Consider the following 23391-nt stretch of genomic DNA (forward strand, 5'->3'; position numbering starts at 1 on the left):
TATCATTCAAAAATTAGTTTATCATAGTTTGGACAAAATCCCTAAGTTCATGACTGTATTTCACGAATTTGACATCAACTAGAGATGTTGTATGCTAAAGAGAAGAGATACGGTTAGAGGAGTACCTATTATGAAAAGTATTTTACAGCAGCCAATTTGGCGTTACTATGATCAATCCATCAGTGCAAAACAAAGATCACCATTAGAGTCCTTTGCCACTGATGATACATTATGCCAATTAGTTGGACAATTAACATCACCACCAACCATCCGTACATGGGTTCATGAGGCATCTGTTGTACTAGGTATTCAAGATCATCGTTTGCCTTACGTGCAGCGGGGAATGGATTTGTTAGAATCCAAAGGCTATCATCCGATTGTTCGTAATTCGGGTGGTTTAGCTGTTGTACTGGATAAGGGAGTACTTAATATTTCTATTGTATTATCAGAGCAAGTAGAGGCACTTAGTATCAACGATGGCTATGATGTGATGGTGGAGCTTATTAAACAACTATTTCCAGAAGTAGCTGATAAAATTGAAGCCTATGAAATTGTCGGTTCCTATTGTCCAGGCTCTTATGATTTAAGTATTGAAGGAAAAAAGTTTGCAGGGATTTCACAAAGACGCTTGCGTCAAGGGGTTGCTGTGCAAATTTATTTATGTATTGAAGGAAGCGGCTCGCAGCGGGCAGCATTGATTCGCGATTTTTACCAAGAAAGTTTACAAGGAGAGCCAACGAAATTTGTATATCCTCAAATTGTACCAGAAGTGATGGCCTCTCTAGCAGAGCTTGTGCAACCAGAGTTAACTGTAGAAGCTGTTGTTATTCGTTTGCAGCAGCTACTTCATCATTTAGCTGATGAAGTACATCCACAATCCTTTCATGAGGAAGAACTAACATTGTATGGCTTTTATTTACAACGTGTTTTTGAGCGTAATGCCAAAATGCTGGAGAGAAAGTAAGAGAACAAAGAAAAGCGAGTATTGCTGCTGCTACGCTTTCGCAATAGAAAAGGCGGTGCTGCTAATTTAGCGCATCGCCGTTTTCTGGTTGATAAATAGAACTACTTGTGACAAGGTTACCGTTTTTCTCCATTTTGAAAACAGGTGCAACTCGTTCTTCCTCTTCATCTAGTGTCACAAGTCGTCTCGCTCGATTCATAATTTGTACAAATTGCTCGTAATCTTTACGGATTGCTCGATTTTCTTCTTCTAGTTTGGCAATGGTTTTTTCTAGTTTTTTATTTTTCTCAGATGTAACATGTACAAGCTGTCTCCATTTTGAAGATTCATTGCCTACTTCACCAGAATGCTGTAAACGTAATAAATAGGCTATCACAATATCAAGTGAAAGTGCTGAAAGAGGAATAGATTTGCCCTCAGCCGCGCTGCTATTGACAGTAAACATATTTGAAGCACGACGTCTTGTTGGCGTGCCCAATACTCGCATTCTCTCTTTTCTTTCTTTTTTAGCCTGTGCTAATTGCTCCTCGTACTCTTTGCGAACAACAGCATTCCAACGAAAGCCACATGCTGCCGCTGTACGATTTAATGCATCACCAGCTTCTTCAAAGGCATTTAACTGTGTACTACCCTCTGTGACATGTCGGATCACCGCCTCTGCCAATAATTCATCGTTTTCTTTTAACCAAGCATCTTGTCTTACTTTACTCATCATAAAATCCTCCCACCTTTATTTGGAACTTGTTTTGTAAGATTAGCATGACCAATCTTTTAACCTTTTATTCATCTATGTAGAAGGAATTATGCTTGAATAGAAGGGGAAAAGTACGATACAATACCCGAAGTGGGTTTGTACGTATGCTACATACTTAAATATGTGAAGGTCATACGTTCAATAGAGCGATTTTTTGTTTGATAAAATACTATATAGAAAGGGTTGTTGACAAAATGGCAAACGAGTTTAAAGTTTGCGATGAATGTCAGGCCGTTAACCTCAAAACGTTAATTCCAAAATTAAAGGAAATCGATCCTGATGCAACCATCGAAATTGGCTGTCATTCTTACTGTGGCCCAGGACGTAAAAAAACATTTACCTTTGTAAATAGCCGCCCTGTTGCTGCTTTAACAGAAGATGAACTAATGGAAAAGGTTTTAGCAAAATTGAAAAAATAAGCAAGCACAATGCTATTTCTATTGAATAGGGGTAGCCTTGTGTTTTTTTCTGTCAGAAATTATGAATATTAGACCAATAGATGGCGAGCAAAACTAAAAAAATAACTAAAATAGGTTGTTAGTATCTATAGAAAATGTTTAATAAGTATGCTAGTCCTAGGTTTATCGCATATAATAGAACTATAACAAAATGGGGGTGCTGTACAGATGACACATTATGCAAATGCTAAATTGCAAGAAGAGAAGGTATTTAAAGACCCTGTTCATCGATATGTGCATGTACGGGATCAAGTAATATGGGATTTGGTAGGGACAAGAGAATTTCAGCGTCTACGTCGAATTCGTCAGCTTGGCACAACTTTTCTAGTCTTCCATGGAGCTGAGCATAGCCGCTTTAGTCATTCTCTAGGTGTTTATGAAATTGTCCGCCGCATTGTAGATGATATTTTTGCTGGTCGTTCTGAATGGGATGAAAATGAGCGTCTACTAGTGCTTTGTGCAGCCCTATTACACGATTTAGGCCATGGACCATTCTCACATGCCTTCGAAAATGTTTTTGAGCTTGACCATGAGTACTATACAAGGCAAATTTTATTGGGAGAGACGGAGGTAAATGCTGTATTAAAAAAAGTGGCAGCTGATTTTCCAGAAAAAGTTTCGCAAGTAGTTGAAAAAACATATCCAAATAAGCAGGTTGTTAGTTTAATATCAAGTCAAATTGATGCAGATCGTATGGACTACTTACAGCGTGATGCTTATTTTACAGGTGTTAGCTACGGTCACTTTGATATGGAGCGAATTTTAAGAGTAATGCGCCCCCGCAAAAATCAAGTTGTGATTAAGGCAACAGGCATGCATGCGGTAGAGGATTATATTATGAGCCGCTATCAAATGTATTTACAAATTTATTTTCATCCAGTATCGCGAAGTGCAGAGGTTATTTTAAATAACATTTTAAAGCGTGTTAAGCAGCTAAGCTTGACAGGCTATACCTTTAAGCATGAACCGACCCACTTCCAAGCATTTTTCCATAATACGATTACATTAGAGGATTATCTTGCGCTAGATGAGAGTATTTTGTTTACATATTTTCAATTATGGATGCAAGAGGAGGATGTAATTCTAAGCGATTTAAGTCGTCGCTTTGTCAACCGTAAGCTATTCCAGTACATTGACTTAGACCCTGGTGTAGAGCTAAAAAAATATCAACAATTACAGGAGCTTTTCAGACAGGCCGAGTTAAATCCAGATTACTACCTAGTACACGATACAACAGCAGATCTCCCGTATGATTTTTATAGACCTGGTGAGGAAGAAGTACGTGTGCCGATATTTTTAGAAATGAAAAATGGTGAGCTGCGTGAGCTGTCACGAGAATCGATTATCGTTGATTCGATTTCAGGCCGTATGAAGCGTGACCATAAGATTTATTTTCCTTTAGATTTTTTAGAGGATCATTCAACACATGCCGCAATCAAGCAACAAATTTTAATGTTGTTAACAAAAGACGGAAAATAATAGATGAATTTTAAAGTTTATTGAGTAAAAAATTTAAAAGATGAGTCATGGTGAGGCAGTAAACACGTTCAAAATGAACGATTGTTTACTGCCTTTTTCTATGTAGCTTGAGTAATTGAATGGTAAAAAATAGGATGTTTAGAAATTGTTCAGGTCTTTTCGCTATAATGAGAGACAAAATTTAAAAGGTGGTGAGGATGGGGATTTAATTTGGTGCAAAAGTAATGTTATTTTTTGTTTTTGTGAGAAAAGTCTTATGTATTTTAGTCTTTATTACCTAATGTAGAAAGCTGGTTGACTTATTTAAGCCATAATGACAACTGAATAAAGGGGGATTAGTGGTGATAGGCAATTTTGGTAATAAGGAAAAGAGCATAGTGGCTATTACTCACACAAACAGTATCAAGTATCTCTAATTTTAGTAAAGGAGAGAAATATGAAGAAATTTAATTTAGCAATTATTATATTGCTACTTGTATTTCAAACAATCTTATCCCCACTTTCAGTGCTTGCAGCAGAGGGTGATCCAATCCTGCCAGTAGAAAATACGGATACTGGGGATACAGGTAGCGATCCTGGTGATGAGGCTCAACCAACTAATGAAGCCGAACCAGCAGGAACAGAGACAGGAGATAGTTCTGAAACAGAGGCAACAGAACCATCGCCACCAATAGATGAAGAGGCAGGAAATGATTCTGAACCAGTTGTATCAGACGAAGAAGGTGCTACTGATACTGAAGAAGGTACAGATGCCGAAACAGATGAGGTAACGGCTCCAGAGGAAGAACAACAGCAGCTTGATGATCCAATACTGCCATTAATGGAGCTATTTGCTGCTCCTGCGGATAGTATGCAAGGTGAAGTAAGCATGTCATTTGTGAATTTGATCCTTAATGGCACACCAATTACAAATGCTACTGATTTAGCAAACTATTCAGGACCAAAACCTAAAAAAGGTGACATGGTAACTTTAAATTATAGCTTTGCTGTAAATCCAACAAAAGATTATGGAGTAGGCTCTACATTTACATTCCAATTGCCTGAGAATATGATAGCAGAATTCACACCAGGCTCTTTTAGTATTCCAACACAAACAACGCCATATGCGAGCTATTCTACAACATATGACAGTGGAACAAAGACAGTAACAGTTATCCTAGATAGTGAGATTGAAGAGGCGCAAGTTGGGAATATTACTTTCACTTTCCAAGCTAGATTTGGTAATTTTGCTAGTGAAGATGAGCTTGAGCAAACACTTCTTATTCCGATCGAAGGTGGCACAGACATTTCGCTATCATTTGAATTTGCACCAACAGGGAATCAAGGTAACTTACTGACGAAAAGTGCTGGAGCTATTACTCGTAATGCAAGTGGTATAGTAACAATTCCGTGGACAGTTTGGGTAAATACAGGTGGACAAAAACTAACTGGGGCAAGTTTAAATGATACACCGGATGCTAAACATGCATTAACAGGAAATATTACAGTCGAGCGCTATAAAGTAGGCTTAAATGGCTTTAATCCAAGTAGCCCTGGTGCACCTGATGCTATAGATAATACAGCGACTACATTTCCTATTAACTTAACTGATGGGCACTATGCATACAAAGTGACATACAATACGGTCGTAACAGCTGATCCAGCATCATCATCGGAGAGCTATACAAATACAGCTCGCTTGACAGGAGCAGGTATTCCAGCAAATACGACAGCGAATGGTACTCAAAGTGTGCAGTATGGACCTAGCTTAGATAAAGGAAGAACTGGCGATAAATATAAATCGACATGGACAATTAAGTACAATTGGCTTGGTCAAAAGATTCCAGCAGATCAAGCAACACTAACAGATGTATTAACAGGTCAACATTCAACAACTGGGAAGCATAAAATTGACTACACAAGCTTTCAAGTATACCGTGTGACATTATCGAATGATGGTCAAACTGAACAATCTTCTATACTTTTAGCTAAAGGGGCAGACTATACTTTAACAGAAAATGCTTATGATTTTGAAATAGACTTTGACCGTCCATCCAACACTACAGGGCCAAATGGTGAAGTGACATCAGCATTTAAAATTGTTTATGATACAGAGCTAGAAGATGAATTTGTAACAGATGCGAATCAAGGTAGAGTTACAAATACTGTAACAAGAGCAGATGGTGAATCAGATGACGCTTATATCGATCTTACACCAAATATTTTCATTAAATCAGGTGGTACACATGGTACAGGTGGTACAACAGGTATAATTGATTATGTAAACAAGACAATTGAGTGGACATTAACAATTGATGCTGAAAAAGAGTTACGCAACTTTGTTATTGAAGATGATTTTACAACGAGCAATAAAGTAGGAGATACATTAAAACATACATTGACACAATGGAGTGGTAGTGATCCTGATTTTTATAAGGTCACAGGTATAGCTGCGTCAGCTTATACAATTACAAATAAAGTTGGGGGTGCTCCAGTAGCAGGTGATGAAGGTTTTAAAGTAGAATTTACAAATTCTATTCCGGCAGGTAACACAGTCACTATTCGATATAAAACAAAGTTTGATATTAAGCCAAATGGTGGTGTAGCTACTTCTTATATCAATACAGCAAATGCTACTTGGGATGGTCTATCAAGTAATGACAACAGAGCCTTAAATAGAACACGTAACTACCAACCTGACCCAACTTCTCCAACAAATAATAATGGTTATAAAAATGTAAATGTAAACAACAATACACAAGAATTTGCTTGGCGTGTAGGTATTAATATTAATAAACAAGATATTGATGGAGCCACATTGACAGACATATTAGGTCCAGGTCACTATATTCCTGTTCCTGATGGTGAAACATTAAAAGAACAAATCACGATAACTAGATTAAATCTAACATCAGAAGCTGGTACAACAATTGGTCAGCCACAATTAGATTCATCTAAATGGTCAATTGCAGAAACATTGACAGGTGAGCAAGTAACAGGCTTTGTAATTACATTCACAGGACTGGATTCTAATGAAAATAACGAAGCATATTTAATTGAGTACAAAACAAAAGATGCTGATGATATTTATGGTCAAAGCGGTGGCAATCCACGTCAATATACAAATAGTGCAGAGCTAGCTACACCACATAATGGTGATTACCCGTATAATGCAACAGCAACAATTAGTAATCGTGCAAATGAGTTAATTACAAAATCAGCAAACGTAGTTCCAGCTGACGATATTATTAACTGGACAGTAACAATTAATGCTTCTAACTCACAATTAGGAAATATAACATTAACAGATAAACCTTCTGCTAATCAAAAAGTATTAACAAATACATTTAATAAGCAGGAAATCAAGTTAAATGCAAGTGGAACTTCACAAAATGTAGGAGGTCTTATCCCGATTGCCGCAGAGGACATTGTTTTAAATCCAGATGGTAGCTTTAGCCTTGATTTAGGAGAGCTTAATGGCAAAGGCTATATTGTGACGTACTCTACATTCTTTATGGGTGATGGTAACACTGGAGAAACAGTAACCAATGAAGCTTCTATTGGCTATGCAGGCGCTTCAGTAGCAGGCACAACTGATTCAAATCATGGCTCTGGATTCTTCCAATACAGTGTATCAGAGACAGGTGCAGAAGCTACTAAAGGTACAGTGCGACTGAACAAGTTTAAAGTAAATCCTTTAACTGGGGTTCGTGAAGTATTCGAAGGCGTAAAATTTGAATTATGGAATAAGACCAATACAATTAAACTTGACGAAGGTATAACAGATGTTAATGGTATTGTAGAGTTTGAACAAGTACGTTACGGTAAATATACTTTAAGAGAAGTGACACCAACGGGTTACGAAAATGTTAGTGCTTTTGAAGTAACAATGAAAGCAGAATTTGATATTTTAGTTGGCGGAAACCCGTATGTTGTTGAAAACATTGAACAAGTTGATTTAACAAATGCATGTCCAAAATTCACAATTACTGTGAATGATGCAAATGGAGACCCACTTGATGGTAAAGATATCACGCTATTTGACAGTAATGGTGAGGAAGTAGCGGCAGGTACAACATCGAATGGACAGTTCAGAGTAAAACGTCCTGGCACAGGTGGTTTAGAAACAGCAGTGCCGGCAGGATTATACACTGTTGAAGTAAAAGATGGAACAGATGTTATTACTTTAGAAAATGCTGAGATTACTGTGAAATATGGAAATGGCGAATGTCAAGCAGAGGTACAGCAAGCAAATGCATGTCCAGAATTTACAATCACAATCAACGATGATAATAATAATCCGCGTGCAAACGTAACGGTTACGTTAAAGGATTCAAGCAATGCTACAGTTGCTACTGAAACAACAGGTAATGATGGCAAATTCACCTTACCATCGACAACGCCAGCAGGTACGTATAAGGTGTACGAGGGTAACCAATATTTAGGTACAGTGACAATTGATTATACAAATGGTTGTGAAGCTGCACTAACAGTAGCCAGAGCTTGTGAAACATTTACATTAATGATTAATGATGTAGATGGTAAACCACGAGCAAACATAGATATTGAGATTGTTGATAAACAAGATCCAGCTAAAACGTTCACAGGTACAACAAATGCAAACGGAGTGGTTGTATTCGATAACCTTCCAGCTACAGGTCTTCCGCCAGCTGATTATCTAGTGTATGAAGATGGAGTGGCTGAGCCGATTGATGAATTCGCAGTTGATATTAACTGTGAGCACACAGTCCAACCAGCACCAGCATGTTCAGCATTTACGTTAACGGTGAAAGATGAGGACGGTATTTTACCAGCAGGAACAGAAGTAACAATTACGAATCCAGTAACAGGTGATTCATTTACAAGAACTGTTGGCGAAAATGGTGAAGTAACATTCCCATCTGCAACAACACCAGCAGGACAATATGCAGTCACTATTACGGAAACTGGCAAATCGCTTGGTACATTTAACTTAACGTATACAAACGGCTGTACGGAGGAAGTTGAACTCCCTCGTGCATGTACGATCTTTACAATCACAGTAAAAGATTCAGATGGTAGCTTAAAAGAAAATACACAAGTCATCATCGAAGATAGTACTGGTAATGTTGTAACAACAGCTACTGGTCAAACAGATGGGAATGGTGAGATTCAATTACCAGCAAATCAAGCACCAGGTATGTACACAGTGTATGAGGTGACAGACAACGGTGCAAAAGGTGATAGAATTGGGGAAGTGAAAGTCACTTATACAGCTGGCTGTAAGGGTGAGGTTCAGAAAAATGCTTGTCCAAATTATACGTTAACGGTTAATGATTATAACTTACAACCAGTTGGCGCAAATGTGAAAGTAACGATTCAAAATCAAGCTGGGGAAGTAGTTGCATCTGGTATAACAAATACAGAAGGTAAGATTGTATTTGAAGATAAGACGAAGCTTCAGCAAGGGCAAATTTATGCAGTGTATAATGAGGCAGGTAGTAAATTAGGTGATATTACAGTAAGCTACGTGGATAATATTTGTGGAGCAACAGTCCAGATTCCATATAACGCTTGCCCAATCTTCACACTAACAATCCAAGATCTATATGGCCGTAATCGTCCGAATGTAGAATTTACGATTAAAGATTTAAGTAATAACACTATTGCTACTGGTCGAACAAATGAGCATGGTGTTGGAACAATTCCTTATACGGTTGGTTCTGGTACGTATCGTGTGTATGAAGGAAGCAGTTTGATTGATACAATTATTGTCACGGATGCATGTTCGGCATTGGCTAAACCATCTTATACAGGTGGAGGCGGTGGCTCGATACCACCTAACCCAGTAGATCCAACTAATCCGGATCCAAATAACCCAGATCCGAACAAACCAGATCCAAATCAACCAGTGGATCCGGATAACCCAGATCCAAACAAGCCAGATCCAAATAAACCAGTGGATCCGGATAACCCAGATCCAAACAAGCCAGATCCGAACAAACCATTGGATCCGAATAATCCAGATCCAAACAAGCCAGATCCGAATAACCCAAATCCAAATAATCCAGATCCAAATCAACCGGTGGATCCAAGCAACCCAGGTCCAAATAACTCAGTGAATCCAACTAATCCAACACCAGGACCAAGTAATCCATCAGCTTCTGGTAATGGGGATGTGGCTGCACAAGATGTTATTAATCAAGGGAAGCAATTACCATCTTATAATCCATCTAATGCAACAAGAGATACATTAGAGGCTTATCAGAATTTCCTTAACAATTATAATAAGCTATCAAAAGAAGAGCAGGCTCTCGTAGCTCAAGCAATTGATATTGACCAAATCAAAGCGGATGCAAAACGCTTAGAAGCATTGCTAAGAGCACAGGGTAAATTACCACAAACAGATGGAGCCAACCAAACAGCTCTTGTCTTTGTTGGTCTACTGCTTGTAATTGGCGCTGTATTGTTAATGCGTCGTCGTCACACAGAGTCATAACATCAATGATAAAAAGCGCCTCCAATTTGGATGGCGCTTTTTATTATGGCTGAAAGATATCCTGTGCATTTTCTAAAGGGAAGCTTTGCACAAAGTTTGCTTGTATTGCTAGGCGTTTTGAACCTTTCTCTGCACAAGTAATCAGTGTTAGTAATGTTTGGTCAGGAATATCGTTAAGAATATAAATATCAGTCGCAGCAATTATTTTTTTGGTTGCTAATTGATACTCATAAACATCAGTCATATCTGTGACATAGATACGATCGCCTACCTGTGCTTTATAGAGAGGGCTAAATAGAATGTCTTTATTCTCGAAATAATGACCTGCCAGTGCGTAGTTCCCTTGCCCAAGCTGTTGATCAGGCTTCATTGTGCCAGCTCCAGCAGCCAGTACAGCATTGCCCACGCCCTTTAAAATAGGAAGCTGCATCTCTACGTTTGGTACGATAATACTGCCTATTACAGGCATATTGCTCGCCTTGACCTGCGCTTGGAGTACTTCTGCGATGGACAGTGATTGTACATCGTCAAACTCAAAATCTGCCTGCGCCTCATTGTTTTTTTCAATAGCTGCTGCACTATAATCGATTGTGCTTAATCGATCACTTAAACGGTCAATAATCGCATTTTGGATGGGATTAATAAAAATAAGTAATAGACCAATAATCAGTATTACCATAAGTAAGATTCGTTTAAAGAGCTTCAATCTATCGATCACATCCTGACATTGAAATAACAAATTGCCCTATAAAAAGGGGTAGAGTGCGATTGCTCTACCCATGCTTCTATTATTTATCGCTAAAACGCACGCCTGCAACGCCGTAATGGTTTTTAGACATTTCTTCGATAAAAACGACGATATTTTCTTCGGGTGCATTGACTGTACGAGAAACGGCTTCTGTTACCTCTTTTACAAGTGCACGTTTTTGTTCCTCTGTACGACCTTCAAGCATTTTCACTGTTACGTATGGCATAATGTTGCCTCCTTTAAAGAATAATGTTGTATAGTTAGTTTATAAGAAAGTATAAACTTCTTACTTGCATGTAGGCATTTCCGCTATCACTTTTTAGCGTTCATATGCTTTCCTTTATAATAGCAGAATGGAGGATATTTAAGTATGACAAATGAAGAAAAACCAAAACAAAAAATGGGCTTTACCATTATTAAAAATGATCCAACAGACGGACATAAGGGGTTTGGCATTGGCTCCCTTTCATTAGAGAACGTATCACCAGTGATCATTGATGTAGAGGAGGGAACAGCCTCTGTTGAAATTGGAGCAATGCATGCACGTAGTGATGTTGAACGCGGCATTAAATTTACAACAAATCGCGCTGATTCAGAGGGTGGTAAATCCTATTGGCTCGTATGGGTCACAATTGACCATAAAGAGGATGGGCCCTACTATGCAGGCGTCACAGCTTGTGAAATGGTTGTGAACCGTGAGAAACGCCGTGGCTATAAAATTTTAGCTGACCATGTCAATAAAATGGATAAATCAATGAAGCGTCATATTATCGTAGAACATATGGATGCACCGTCTAAAAAGGTGTTAGCTAGTTTTTTAAAGGAGCTTAATCCGGAGCTATGGGAGCGCAGTGCAGCGCAATTACGTCAAGACTTATTTGTCGAATAGTGACTTAATGATTGAACAATCTGTGACATTTTGCAATCGCTTTCGATATTAGGTTGAAAGTGGGTTTGAAACAAAGTACACTTGAAACAGAGCTTACATTTTAGTAAGCTAGGACACTTGGTATTGCGAATGTGATGAGCGCTATGCGGCATTTGAACAACCCAAACCCAAGCCAAATGCCCCATGATGCTCATACTTCGCGTACCATAAAAAGAAAAGCTTTCTGTTCCCACGGACACGTCTCCGGGGAAGAGAAAGCTTTTCTTATTTTTCGTCTATTTGTTACTTTGTCGAGAGTTTTCATCATATAGAACGTGTGACGATCAAAAAAGGTTTCCATTATTATTGTTTATTTTTTTCATCGTCTTTAAAAATCGAGAAGGGCAGCATATTCCAAAATTCACCCCATGTATTGCTGTCAAGAATATCAAAGTTTGTGCATTTTTCAGTTGGTACATTTTTTTCCTCTAAATAGACAAGGCGTTGTTTAGGGCAAGCATCTGTTGCAAGTTTACCTGTTTCAATGTCAATGACAACACCTTTTACACCTTTAGGTTTTTTGAAATCTTCATTTTTTGTGCCCTTGTTCACAGTTTCCATAAAATCAATCCATATTTGCTTTGTTGCAGCAGTATCTTCTTTTGCTGTAAGGTTTTTGCCTTGATCATAACCATTCCAGACACCAGCAGTTAGCCTTGGTGTATAACCGACTAGCCATTGGTCACTGTTCGTAGAGCCTGATTTAGCTGCATATGTGTGTGTCATACGTGAGCGAATACTAATCCCTGTGGCAGGTGAATAATCACTGAAAACAGGATCGAAAATACCTGTCATCATTTCTGTTAAAATAAAGGCATTTTCTTTAGAAATAGCAGTTTTTTGGTTTTTCGTAATATCTTTATTTTCATAAATCATATCACCATGAGCATTTTTAATGGACACAATTGTTGTTGGAGTGGTTTGCTGTCCCTGTGATGCTAAAATATTATAGGCATTTGTCATTTCATATAAAGTGGTTTCAACCGTTCCTAATGCAATGGATAAATTATCTTTAGCACCAATCCCTATATTAAAACGATTAGCCATTTCATGAAATTCCTTAAAGCCAATATCCTCTAATGTTTTTACAGCATAAATATTATCAGAAATCGCAATGGCCTGTGCCATCGACATATCATGATCTGCAAATTGTCCATTAACGTTTTTAGGCGCATACGTTCCTCTGCCATTATCATACGTAAAGGTTGTTTCACCAACATCTAAAAACGTAAGTGGTGTATAGCCATTTTCTAAGGCGGCTGCGTATAAAATTGGCTTAATAGTAGAGCCTGGCTGACGTTTCGCCTGTGTAACTCGGTTAAAGGAGCTGACCGCATAATCACGACCACCAACTAAAGCAGTCACTGCGCCTGTTTTGGATTCCATACTGACGAACGCTGTCTGTAAATCATTCGCAGGCATATTTTTCGTAATGGCTTCTTCTGCTGCTTTTTGATGTGCCACATTGAGTGTTGTTTGGATCGTCCAGCCGCCCTCACTAATATCAAGGTTTTTGGATTTTAAAATTTCACTCGCCTCTTGCCAAGCTACGTCAAGGAAGTAAGGAGCAACCGACTTTGTTGCCACCCAGCTATCATTTTTCAAAACAAGCTGCTCATTTTTTGCACGTGCTTGTTCTTCCTGTGTAATGGCCCCTTGATCAGCCATTAGCTTTAAAATAACATGCTGGCGATTTGTTGCTTTTTCCAAATTAGCAATCGGTGAATAAATGCTTGGTCCTTTTGGTACGCCAGTTAACATTGCAGCCTCAGCCAGCGTTAAATCACTCGCTGATTTTCCAAAGAAGAATCGACTCGCAGCCTCTACGCCATACATGCCATGCCCATAATAAACCGTGTTTAAATAGCCCTCTAATATTTCATCTTTATCATAAAAGACTTCTAATCTATAAGCATACAGTGCTTCATTTAATTTACGTGTCCATGACTTTTCATGGGAAAGATATAGATTTCGTGCATATTGTTGGGTAATTGTACTTGCGCCCTGTACTTTACTGCCAGCCTTAAGATCCACCAAAATAGCACCAGCAATTCGTGAATAATCAAAGCCATTATGCGTATAAAAATCTTTATCCTCAACAGCAACGACTGCTTCCTTTAGATAGGGTGACATTTCATCGAGACTAACCCAATAGCGTCGTTGATTGGTAAAGTGATCTCCGATTTGGTTCTCATTTTCATCTAAGAAAATGGAGGCTTTCGGTACGGTTAAAGGCGGCGCACCAGCCACTTGAACATAGATGCGTAGTGCGACAATGGCTACGATCATGGCAGATGCAAAGGCCACAAAAAAAGTAAGGGTTTTACGTGTACGCTTTACACGCTTTTGCTTGCGATGATAGCTTTTTCGTTTCATCCGACTTCACCTCGTTTTCTTACAACTTCAAACTTAGCGTTAGTATGTGTCTGAACATTTATCTTTAATCGAAATTTTGGCTAAAAACTATTGCACTTTATACAAAAACATCTATACTTTTTTTGTACTACTTGAAATACTAGCATTCGACATCACCAGCATACTTTGTAGATTTTAATCGAAATTTGTTAGATGTTCCAATAATGTATACGAGGATAAAAGGATACAGGTTTCATTACAATCCTGTAAGCCATAATAGAAGAAATGAAAAACATGATTTTAACGATAATGGAGGCATACTAATGAGATTTGATGAAGCATATTCAGGAAATGTTTTTATAAAAAGTCATCCTACCTATGAGGATGCACAGGCAGTTATTTATGGCATGCCAATGGATTGGACAGTAAGCTATCGTCCAGGGTCACGCTTTGGTCCACAGCGTATTCGTGAAGTATCGATTGGTCTCGAAGAATACAGTCCATATTTAGACCGGGAGCTTGAGGAAGTAAAGTATTTTGATGCAGGCGATATTCCACTGCCATTTGGTAATGCACAGCGTTCATTAGATGAAATTGAAAAATTTATTGAGCAATTATTAGCAGATGGCAAAATCCCTGTTGGCATGGGTGGGGAGCATTTAGTGTCGTGGCCTGTTATGAAGGCTGTCTCCGCTAAGTATGATGATTTAGCCATTATTCATTTTGATGCACATACAGATTTACGTGTGGAATATGAGGGTGAGCCACTTTCGCATTCAACGCCAATTCGTAAAATTGCTGAACATATTGGACCAAAAAATGTTTATTCATTCGGTATTCGTTCAGGCATGAAAGAAGAATTCGAATGGGCGAAGGAAAATGGCATGCATATTTCAAAATTCGAAGTGTTAGAGCCATTAAAAGAAGTGCTACCATCATTGGCTGGACGCAATGTCTATGTAACTATTGATATTGACGTGCTAGATCCAGCCCATGCACCAGGCACGGGCACAGTAGATTGCGGGGGCATTACATCAAAAGAGCTACTAGCTTCAATTCACGCTATTGCAGCAAGTGGTGTAAACGTTGTAGGCTTTGACCTAGTAGAAGTAGCACCCATCTATGACTCCTCCGAAATGACAGCAAACACAGCAAGTAAATTGTTAAGAGAAATGATTTTAGGCTGGGTAAAATAAAATATTTTATAGTGTGAGGCTAAAATAGGTTTTCGTAATGGACGAGACCGATTTTAGCCTCATTGCTTTTAAGATTCAGAAATAATAGCAACTTTAGTCTATAAATTTATTGACAGAGATAGGGAAATGTCGATATATTATGGGTAACATATGTTACCTATTAGAGGAGGAAAAAATCATTTGGCACCAAAAGAACGTTTTACAGAGGAAATTTTATTAGATTGTGCCTTTGAAATGGTTAAAAAGAATGGGATTGATAGTGTTAATGCAAGGGATTTAGCAAAAGAGCTGGGCTGTTCGACAAAGCCTATATTCCGAGTATTCGCGAGTATGGATGATTTAAAGTATGCAATCTATGAAAGGGCTAGCAATCTTTATAATGAAAGAATGTTTCAGGGCTTACATGAAAGTTCTTTTTTAGGAATGGGGTTGGCTTATATTAACTTTGCACGCGAAGAAAAGAAGCTATTTGAGCTATTATTTCTATCCAATAAATATAAAATCTCCAGCTTTTCAGATTTACTCAATGATGTAGAAAATCAAGGGATTATAGCAATAATTTCTAAATTAACAGGATTAACTCAAACTTCTGCTAAAACTCTATTTATAGATATATGGCTAACTACACACGGTATTGCAACAATGTGTGCGACGAATACTTGTGATTTAGATAGTTCGGAAATTGAGAGCATTTTAAAAGACGTTTTTGAAGGCGTTAAACAAAAACTACTGAATGGAGAAAATACATGAAAATAAAAAATTCACCTATTTTTTTATCTATACTATTTACTATACTTGCTCTTGTTTTTCCTACAATAGCTGGTGCAATAATAGCTATCAAAAGTATAAGTAGCTTAAGCACAATCTATTTGATTCAATTTGCAGCTTTTACATGTGGTATTCTAATTACTCTCTGGATTATGAAAAAAAGCAAATTTTCTTTACAAGATTTCGGTTTTAGAAAATTTAAAGCAGAGACATGGCTGGTCATTATCGTTGTTTTTGAGTTGATGGCTTTCTTTAATGGTATTACATTAAAAGATGGTTTTTCTGTACTTACTTTGCTTCTATTAGTTATTGCCGTTGGTATTTGTGAAGAGCTGATTTTCCGAGGCTTAGTTTTCAAATATTTATCAGCAAAAGGGCTTAAAGTGGCTATTTTAGGCTCCTCAATTTTGTTTGGTTTTGGTCATCTTGCAAATTTACTTTCCGGTGCTAATTTTTTTATGACATTATTACAAATAGCTTTTGCATTCCTCTTTGGGTTAGTTTGTGCAGAAATTGTCGCAAAGACAAAAAGTATTATTTTCCCGATTATTTGGCACGCTTCGCATGATTTTATTGCATTCTTGACTGATAGTGAGCCGAATGTTCTCTCTGTTTCTATGTATGTCTTGCATTGTTTATTGTTAATTGGTCTCGCAATTTATTTCTGGCGAGCATTGTTTCCTAAGAAAGAAACAACAGAATTAATGAAATTAAACAATGAAAAACCTGAGATTAATGTTTAACAAAAAAGAAGGAAGACACCTTAGATTTTTATTACGAATAACATCAAAGGCGTTTACTCATTAATTTGAGCAGATGCTTTTTTAGTTCTCATTTAAAGATGAACTAACTTATGTTTTACAGTATGAATTGCAATATATAGGTAATTTGTGGAGATGGAAATATTACTTGGGTACACTTGACTTCTATCTTGAAAAAATATCAGTATTCATCCTATAATAAAAAGGTTATAGGAAAAACAATATAAGGGAGCATCCATAATGGCGAATGAGGTAAGATCACAGGTGAACATTAAGCTCATTTCTACGATTCGTCCAATAGATGGAGAATCCGAAAGTCAGGAAATGTGGCTGACAGGGCAGCTACTTGAAAAAGCAGGAAGTATGTATTTGAAATATGAAGAGGTGCAGGAGGATAAAACCATCCGCACAACGATGAAGCTGGGTCATGAGCGGGCGCTAATTATGCGTGCTGGTGCTGTGAATATGAGGCTACCACTTAATATCATTGAACAACAAGTAGGTCATTATGAAAGTGAGTTTGGTTCAATGCCTCTTGTTATTGATACAAAGAAAATGACATTTACAAAACAGGTAGTAAGCGGAGATTTCCATGTACAGTACGATTTACTAATGGGTGGGCAATCCGTTGGCAATTATACATTAGATATTACATTTACGGAGGTACAATGATGAATGCAGTAGAACAAGTACAACAAGCCATTAAAGCAGCGATTGCGCAGGCTGTTGAAAAAGCTGGCTTAGTAGAGGCTGGCACAGAATTAACAGTTCACCTTGAAGCACCAAAGGATAAAGCGAACGGTGATTATGCAACAAATATTGCTATGCAATTGACGAAGCTAGCGAAAAAACCGCCTCGTGCTATTGCAGAGGCTATTTTAGAAAATCTTGAAACAGCAGGCACAGATATTGAAAAAATCGACATTGCTGGCCCTGGTTTTATGAATATCACTGTGCGTAAGGATTTTCTAACAGAAGTGGTGTCGCAAGTCCTTGCACAAGGCACTGATTATGGTCGCTCAAACGCTGGTGCAGGTGAAAAAATTCAGGTGGAATTTGTATCTGCTAATCCAACAGGGGACCTTCACTTAGGGCATGCGCGCGGAGCATCTGTTGGTGATTCGTTATGTAATGTATTAGATATGGCTGGTTATGAGGTTTCTCGTGAGTATTATATTAATGATGCAGGGAACCAAATTAATAATTTAGCATATTCCCTAGAAGCTCGTTATAAGCAGGCTTTAGGGCTAGAGGCGCACATGCCAGAAGATGGCTACCATGGTGCTGATATTATTGAAATTGCTGGCAAGCTAGCGCAAGAGCATGGTGAAGCTATTTTATCGAAATCAGAGGAAGAGCGTTTTGCATTTTTCCGTCAGCATGGTTTAGCGCTAGAATTGGACAAGCTAAAAACAGACCTTGCCAACTTCCGTGTTAACTTTGATGTTTGGTATTCTGAAACCTCTCTATATGAAAACGGTAAAATCGAAGTAGCGTTAGATAAGCTAAAAGCAAATGGTCATGTATTTGAAGAGGACGGTGCGACATGGTTCCGTTCAACAACATTTGGGGATGATAAAGATCGTGTGTTAATTAAGAATGATGGCTCATTCACATATTTAACACCAGATATTGCTTATCATGAGGATAAAATTGTCCGTGGCTTTGATAAATTAATTAATATTTGGGGAGCTGACCATCATGGCTATATTCCACGAATGAAGGCAGCAATTCAAGCACTTGGCTATGATCGTGATACATTGGAAGTTGAAGTAATTCAAATGGTTCAGCTTTATAAAAATGGTGAAAAATTCAAAATGTCGAAACGTACAGGGAATGCAGTAACAATGCGTGAGCTTGTGGAAGAGGTTGGCTTAGATGCAGTGCGTTATTTCTTTGTAAAAACAGCAGGCGATTCTCATATGGATTTTGACCTTGATCTTGCCGTATCACAATCCAATGAAAATCCCGTGTACTATGCACAATATGCATATGCACGTATCTCATCTATTTTACGCTCAGCAGGTGAACAAGGCTTCGCTGCTTCAACAGCGCATCTAAATCTGTTATCAGCAGAGAAGGAAATTGATTTATTGAAAAAAATAGGCGACTTCCCACAAGTGGTAGCAGAAGCGGCAAAACATCGTACGCCACACCGTATTGCCAACTATATTCAAGAAACAGCAGCAGCCTTCCATAGCTTCTATAACGCTGAGAAGGTATTAGATGCTACAAATAAAGAGCTAACAGAGGCTCGCTTAGCATTAATTACGGCTGTACGCACAACAATTGCCAATGCACTACACTTAATCGGTGTATCGGCACCTGAAAAAATGTAATAGCTATTTTAGCTCCTAACAATTTAGACCTGTTAGGAGCTTTTTATATGAATAAAATGCTGAAAGTGAATGGCTGGCAGAGCAGGTGTGGATATTCCTGCTAAAGTGACAGATAGAATTGGAAAAGTAGCAGATAGAGCCCCGAAAGCAGTGGATGGCAGAGCAAAGTGCGGATAGTCCTGCCAAAGGGGCAGATAGAATCATGAAAATAGCGAATAGAACCGCAAAAATGGAGGATAGCACCACAAAAGTAACCATTAGCACTTAATATACTCGCTGCTTCATAATTATATTTTTCTCGAAATATCAAAAATGTTGTTGAAGTTTACGTTAACGTCAATGATATACTGTTGCCAACATGAAAGGGAGAGATGGTAGTGAAGACGATTCAGGAGGTAGCCAAGGAATTTAATGTGTCAGCTCGTACACTGCGTTATTATGAGGAGCTTGGACTGCTTTGTCCTCAACGTTCATCGACAAATCAACGAACCTTTTCAAAAAAAGAATTAGCGAAGCTTAAGCTTATTTTCCGAGGCAAGCGTTACGGGTTTTCCTTGGAGGAAATCAAAGAAATGGTCTTGCTATTTGATTTTGATCGTTCAGGTATTCAGCAACTAGAGCGAACGGTTGAATATGGTGAGCAAAAAATGCAAGAGATTGATAGTAAAATAGCTGAGCTGATGCAAATGAAGGATGAATTGCAGCAATTGCATAGCATGTTTAGTGAAAAATTAGCGACTTTAAAGGGAGAGATGCACGATGAATAGTTCCAATTTATTAGCACGTAATGCCCGTAAGTATCCGCAACATGAAGCCGTTATTTGCCATGGTAGAAGGGTGACGTATCGTGATTTAGATGAGCAAGTGACCCGTTTTAGCCATGCTTTACTAAAGCAAGGAATAAAACAGGGCGATAAGGTTATTATCTTTATGCCAAATGTCGTGGAATTTGTAGTGAGCTATTTTGCGATTCAGCGTATTGGTGCTATTGTTGTTCCAGTTAATGCGAAATTTACCTTGCAAGAGGTTGAATATGTTGCACAGCATGCTGAAGCAAAGGCAATTATCGTTCATGAAGTTATCTTTGCCGCAGTTGAGCAAATAACTGTGCCGTTAAAAATTAAAACAGGGCAAGAGCAGGCAGGTTGGCTTTCATATGAAAAAATGCTGCAAAATGCCAGCACTCAAACAATTGATTGCCAGCTTCATGAGGATGATGCATCGACTATTTTATATACATCAGGTACAACAGGTAAACCAAAGGGCGTGCTATTTAGCTATCGCAATATTTTAACGGTGGCACAAATGATTGCAGTGGAAATGGAGGTAAAGCCAGAAAGTCGCATTTTACTGATGATGCCATTAACACATTCAGCCCCGCTGCATTTATTTTTAATGGCAGGGGTACTTGTAGGCTCAACAAGTGTCTTAACACCAACGTTTACACCAGATCTATTAATTGACTCCATTGAGCAGGAAAAAACGACTCACTTCTTTGGTGCGCCTGTTGCCTATTTATTAACAGCACAAATGCCAAGATTGCAAACGGCTGATTTATCATCGATGAAATGGTGGGTATATGGTGGAGCGCCATTATCTCAAAATGAAATTCGTTTTATTCAGCAGGCTTTCCGGACAGAGCAGTTAACATGTGTCTATGGTTTAACAGAGGCAGGTCCAAGTGGTTCATTATTGTTTGGTGAAGAGCATGCAACAAAGGCAGGAAGTATTGGGCGACGAGCGCCGCTTGGTACTGAGCTACGAATTGTCAATGACAAAGGTAAGGATGTAGGCGTTGATGAGGTAGGAGAAATCGTCCTGTTTGGCGAGGGCAATATGCTTGGCTATTACAAGGATGAAATCGCCACAAATGCAGCCTTTATAAATGGATGGCTAAAAACGGGAGATTTAGCACGTATGGATGAGGATGGCTTTATCTGGATTGTTGATCGTAAAAAGGACGTCATTATTTCAGGTGGCGTCAATATCTATCCAAAGGAAATTGAGGATTGCCTATTAAGCTATGAAGGAATATTTGAGGTGGCTGTTATTGGTGTACCGCACCCACAATGGGGAGAAACGGTGAAGGCTGTTTATGCTACAAAGCAGGATATTGAAGAAAACGCTTTAAAAGCCTATTTAGAGGGGTATCTTGCAAAATATAAAGTTCCACGTATTTTTGAAAAAGTGGAAGCGCTACCACGGAATGCATCAGGTAAAATTTTAAAACAATCCTTAAAGGAGCAAGAGGTGAGATAGCATGAAGGTATTACAGCAGGAAGCCAGACGTACAACAAACTTTTTTACAGAGGATGATACACTGCACAAAGTATTAGAGATGATGTTAGATCAAGAGCTTTTAACATATGCACAGCATGAGCTTACAGATTTTGGAGAATTATGTGCGGGTGATATTGATGTGCGGGCAAAGCATACCGATCGACAGGGTGAGCCCAAGCTGCAAAGATATAATGCCTATGGTGAAGAAGTATCCGAAGTTTGGGTCAATGATGGCTATAAAAAAACGATTGAGGAAACGTATAATACAGGTATTGTTGGCTATGTGCATAAAGATATCCCACAGCTAGGTCGCAAGGGGAATTATGTTTATAGCTTTGCACAGGGCTATTTACTCTCACATGCAGAGCCTGGCTTCTATTGTCCCGTTACATTAACAATGGCTACAGCCTATCTGTTAGATCATTATGCGGATGAGGAGGTAAAGCAGCGCTTCTTACCACATGTTTGTGCAACAGGTAATACTGAACTTTACGAAGGCGCAACATTTTTAACAGAGCGTCAGGGAGGCTCAGATGTTGGGGCAAATATTGTAGAGGCAAGAAAAGATGGAGATGAGTATCGTCTTTATGGTGAAAAATATTTCGCCTCTAACGCAGGTATGTGTGGAGTTGCCATGGTGCTAGCACGTATAGAGGGGGCACCGGCAGGCTCTAAAGGCTTAACATTATTTGCAGTGCCATGGCGACAGAAGGATGGCAGCGTTAATCATCTTTGCATTCGGCGCTTAAAGGATAAATTAGGTGTTCGAGCTGTTCCATCAGGTGAGGTGGAGTTTGAGGGGGCGCTTGCCTATGTAGTAGGGGAGCAAAATAAAGGAATTTATTATATGCTGGAGGCACTGAATTTATCGAGAATTTGTAATGCGGTTGCATCGCTTGGTATTATGCGCCGTAGCTATTTAGAGGCAAAGCATTATGTAACAAATCGTTATGCATTCGGTAAGCCGCTAGCCCACTATCCGATGATTCAGGATACACTAGGTAAATTTGCAGCGAAGCTACATGTTGAAGTAGCGACTGTATTTGATCTCATACAACTATACGATAAAGTAACAAGTGGGCAGGGAACAGAGCAGGATATAATTATGAATCGCTTATATATTGCCATTATGAAAAAGGAAACAGCAGAACAAGCCGTTCACTATGCAAGCGAGGCCATTGAATTGCATGGCGGAAATGGCTATATTGAAGACTTCGTGACACCTCGTTTACTAAGAGATGCACAGGTGCTAACGGTTTGGGAGGGCACAGCAAATATTCTTGCCTTGGAGTTAATTCGTTTAGTGGATAAATACCATGTACATCAATTATTTGTGCAGAAAATGGAGGAACGATTAGCAGCACTGATAGATAGCCCGTTAGTGAAAATCGTCAAAGAGCAATTAGCGTTATTAGCTGACATATTGCAGCGATTTAGCATCCTAGATGACGCAACCAAAACGTTTGAAGCAAAAGACATGGCGAAAAAAATGGCGCAGCTTTATGAAAGCGTCGTAGCTGTGGAATGGGCACAAAAATTTGGTAGCAAATATGAAAAACTAGCAGATATATATTTAGAGCAAACTTGGTCATTACGACAAATGGGTGCAGAGATGAAGACAGTACGATATTTTTCTGAAATTGTCTAATAACGTAAAGTCGTCTTCTCCACTATAGAAAAAAGGCATCGAGCTTAAATTTTTCGATGCCTTTGTCATTTTTTAATTCAATTAAACATATTTGCCGTGTACAAATGCTATATGAAGCTATTCATTATCCATATACGTACACTGAGTTGCCTTGAGATGGAGGCGACTTTTTTTCTTTTCGTGTATAATAAAATCGATTGAATAATGGATGCTCTGTCAAGCCATTTTTCAAAGATATGGTAGATAAATAAGGAGG

General features: G+C 38.6%; 17 protein-coding genes. 13 read left to right on the plus strand and 4 right to left on the minus strand.

What is annotated here, in order from left to right; genetic code table 11:
- Nucleotides 1-130: 130 nt before the first annotated feature.
- Entirely contained in the window at nucleotides 131-964 is an 834-nt protein-coding gene (locus MHB44_RS03115) for a lipoate--protein ligase family protein (RefSeq protein ID WP_341301554.1), read from the plus strand.
- A gap of 61 nt (nucleotides 965-1025) precedes the next feature.
- Here MHB44_RS03115 and MHB44_RS03120 read toward each other — a convergent pair whose 3' ends face one another.
- The gene (locus tag MHB44_RS03120; RefSeq protein WP_053993169.1) at nucleotides 1026-1676 is read right to left on the minus strand and encodes an RsfA family transcriptional regulator; all 651 of its coding nucleotides are present in this window, start codon (nucleotides 1674-1676) and stop codon (nucleotides 1026-1028) included.
- Nucleotides 1677-1912: 236 nt separating this feature from the next.
- Here MHB44_RS03120 and MHB44_RS03125 point away from each other — a divergent pair, with 236 nt between their 5' ends.
- From MHB44_RS03125 to MHB44_RS03135, 3 genes are all read left to right on the plus strand, one after another.
- Entirely contained in the window at nucleotides 1913-2137 is a 225-nt protein-coding gene (locus MHB44_RS03125) for a DUF1450 domain-containing protein (protein WP_004227652.1), read from the plus strand.
- A gap of 207 nt (nucleotides 2138-2344) precedes the next feature.
- On the plus strand, nucleotides 2345-3655 hold the full coding sequence (locus MHB44_RS03130) for an HD domain-containing protein (RefSeq protein WP_341301555.1): 1311 nt from the start codon (nucleotides 2345-2347) through the stop codon (nucleotides 3653-3655).
- A gap of 436 nt (nucleotides 3656-4091) precedes the next feature.
- Nucleotides 4092-10112 (plus strand): collagen binding domain-containing protein, encoded by a 6021-nt coding sequence (locus tag MHB44_RS03135; RefSeq protein ID WP_341301556.1) that lies wholly within the window; start codon nucleotides 4092-4094, stop codon nucleotides 10110-10112.
- A gap of 43 nt (nucleotides 10113-10155) precedes the next feature.
- On the opposite strand, the gene MHB44_RS03140 is transcribed toward MHB44_RS03135, so the two are convergent.
- On the minus strand, nucleotides 10156-10791 hold the full coding sequence (locus MHB44_RS03140) for a class A sortase (protein WP_341301557.1): 636 nt from the start codon (nucleotides 10789-10791) through the stop codon (nucleotides 10156-10158).
- 109 nt (nucleotides 10792-10900) lie between these two features.
- Entirely contained in the window at nucleotides 10901-11086 is a 186-nt protein-coding gene (locus MHB44_RS03145) for a 2-hydroxymuconate tautomerase (protein ID WP_053993166.1), read from the minus strand.
- A gap of 144 nt (nucleotides 11087-11230) precedes the next feature.
- On the opposite strand from MHB44_RS03145, the gene MHB44_RS03150 reads away from it, so the two are divergent.
- Nucleotides 11231-11749 carry a YwhD family protein gene (locus MHB44_RS03150; protein ID WP_053993165.1) on the plus strand — a complete coding sequence of 173 codons (519 nt, stop codon included), beginning with the start codon at nucleotides 11231-11233 and terminating at the stop codon, nucleotides 11747-11749.
- Between the two features lie 342 nt (nucleotides 11750-12091).
- On the opposite strand, the gene MHB44_RS03155 is transcribed toward MHB44_RS03150, so the two are convergent.
- Nucleotides 12092-14164: a PBP1A family penicillin-binding protein gene (locus tag MHB44_RS03155; protein WP_341301558.1), complete on the minus strand. Its 2073-nt coding sequence runs from the start codon at nucleotides 14162-14164 to the stop codon at nucleotides 12092-12094.
- Nucleotides 14165-14466: 302 nt separating this feature from the next.
- On the opposite strand from MHB44_RS03155, the gene speB reads away from it, so the two are divergent.
- From speB to MHB44_RS03195, 8 genes are all read left to right on the plus strand, one after another.
- Nucleotides 14467-15339 (plus strand): agmatinase, encoded by an 873-nt coding sequence (gene speB / locus MHB44_RS03160; protein ID WP_053993163.1) that lies wholly within the window; start codon nucleotides 14467-14469, stop codon nucleotides 15337-15339.
- Nucleotides 15340-15519: 180 nt separating this feature from the next.
- Complete coding sequence (locus tag MHB44_RS03165; RefSeq protein WP_341301559.1) at nucleotides 15520-16089, plus strand: TetR/AcrR family transcriptional regulator; 570 nt, start codon at nucleotides 15520-15522, stop codon at nucleotides 16087-16089.
- The gene (locus MHB44_RS03170) at nucleotides 16086-16850 is read left to right on the plus strand and encodes a type II CAAX endopeptidase family protein (RefSeq protein ID WP_341301560.1); all 765 of its coding nucleotides are present in this window, start codon (nucleotides 16086-16088) and stop codon (nucleotides 16848-16850) included. The genes MHB44_RS03165 and MHB44_RS03170 overlap by 4 nt, the downstream gene beginning before the upstream one ends.
- Before the next feature lie 258 nt (nucleotides 16851-17108).
- The gene (locus MHB44_RS03175) at nucleotides 17109-17540 is read left to right on the plus strand and encodes a DUF1934 domain-containing protein (protein WP_341301561.1); all 432 of its coding nucleotides are present in this window, start codon (nucleotides 17109-17111) and stop codon (nucleotides 17538-17540) included.
- Nucleotides 17540-19207: an arginine--tRNA ligase gene (gene argS / locus MHB44_RS03180; RefSeq protein ID WP_341302912.1), complete on the plus strand. Its 1668-nt coding sequence runs from the start codon at nucleotides 17540-17542 to the stop codon at nucleotides 19205-19207. The genes MHB44_RS03175 and argS overlap by 1 nt, the downstream gene beginning before the upstream one ends.
- 377 nt (nucleotides 19208-19584) lie before the next feature.
- On the plus strand, nucleotides 19585-19974 hold the full coding sequence (locus tag MHB44_RS03185) for a MerR family transcriptional regulator (RefSeq protein ID WP_341301562.1): 390 nt from the start codon (nucleotides 19585-19587) through the stop codon (nucleotides 19972-19974).
- Nucleotides 19967-21466 (plus strand): long-chain-fatty-acid--CoA ligase, encoded by a 1500-nt coding sequence (locus MHB44_RS03190; RefSeq protein ID WP_341301563.1) that lies wholly within the window; start codon nucleotides 19967-19969, stop codon nucleotides 21464-21466. The genes MHB44_RS03185 and MHB44_RS03190 overlap by 8 nt, the downstream gene beginning before the upstream one ends.
- A 1-nt stretch (nucleotide 21467) precedes the next feature.
- Complete coding sequence (locus tag MHB44_RS03195; RefSeq protein ID WP_341301564.1) at nucleotides 21468-23135, plus strand: acyl-CoA dehydrogenase family protein; 1668 nt, start codon at nucleotides 21468-21470, stop codon at nucleotides 23133-23135.
- The last annotated feature ends 256 nt before the right edge of the window (nucleotides 23136-23391 follow it).

Origin of the sequence: Lysinibacillus sp. FSL H8-0500, from assembly GCF_038051955.1 — a bacterium.
GTDB lineage: Bacteria > Bacillota > Bacilli > Bacillales_A > Planococcaceae > Lysinibacillus > Lysinibacillus macroides.

Bases quoted from the DNA above. Each gene is read 5' to 3' on its own strand.
- MHB44_RS03115 (WP_341301554.1), top strand. From the start codon at position 131: ATGAAAAGTATTTTACAGCAGCCAATTTGGCGTTACTATGATCAATCC.
- MHB44_RS03120 (WP_053993169.1), bottom strand. From the start codon at position 1,676: ATGAGTAAAGTAAGACAAGATGCTTGGTTAAAAGAAAACGATGAATTA.
- MHB44_RS03125 (WP_004227652.1), top strand. From the start codon at position 1,913: ATGGCAAACGAGTTTAAAGTTTGCGATGAATGTCAGGCCGTTAACCTC.
- MHB44_RS03130 (WP_341301555.1), top strand. From the start codon at position 2,345: ATGACACATTATGCAAATGCTAAATTGCAAGAAGAGAAGGTATTTAAA.
- MHB44_RS03135 (WP_341301556.1), top strand. From the start codon at position 4,092: ATGAAGAAATTTAATTTAGCAATTATTATATTGCTACTTGTATTTCAA.
- MHB44_RS03140 (WP_341301557.1), bottom strand. From the start codon at position 10,791: ATGGTAATACTGATTATTGGTCTATTACTTATTTTTATTAATCCCATC.
- MHB44_RS03145 (WP_053993166.1), bottom strand. From the start codon at position 11,086: ATGCCATACGTAACAGTGAAAATGCTTGAAGGTCGTACAGAGGAACAA.
- MHB44_RS03150 (WP_053993165.1), top strand. From the start codon at position 11,231: ATGACAAATGAAGAAAAACCAAAACAAAAAATGGGCTTTACCATTATT.
- MHB44_RS03155 (WP_341301558.1), bottom strand. From the start codon at position 14,164: ATGAAACGAAAAAGCTATCATCGCAAGCAAAAGCGTGTAAAGCGTACA.
- speB (WP_053993163.1), top strand. From the start codon at position 14,467: ATGAGATTTGATGAAGCATATTCAGGAAATGTTTTTATAAAAAGTCAT.
- MHB44_RS03170 (WP_341301560.1), top strand. From the start codon at position 16,086: ATGAAAATAAAAAATTCACCTATTTTTTTATCTATACTATTTACTATA.
- MHB44_RS03175 (WP_341301561.1), top strand. From the start codon at position 17,109: ATGGCGAATGAGGTAAGATCACAGGTGAACATTAAGCTCATTTCTACG.
- argS (WP_341302912.1), top strand. From the start codon at position 17,540: ATGAATGCAGTAGAACAAGTACAACAAGCCATTAAAGCAGCGATTGCG.
- MHB44_RS03190 (WP_341301563.1), top strand. From the start codon at position 19,967: ATGAATAGTTCCAATTTATTAGCACGTAATGCCCGTAAGTATCCGCAA.
- MHB44_RS03195 (WP_341301564.1), top strand. From the start codon at position 21,468: ATGAAGGTATTACAGCAGGAAGCCAGACGTACAACAAACTTTTTTACA.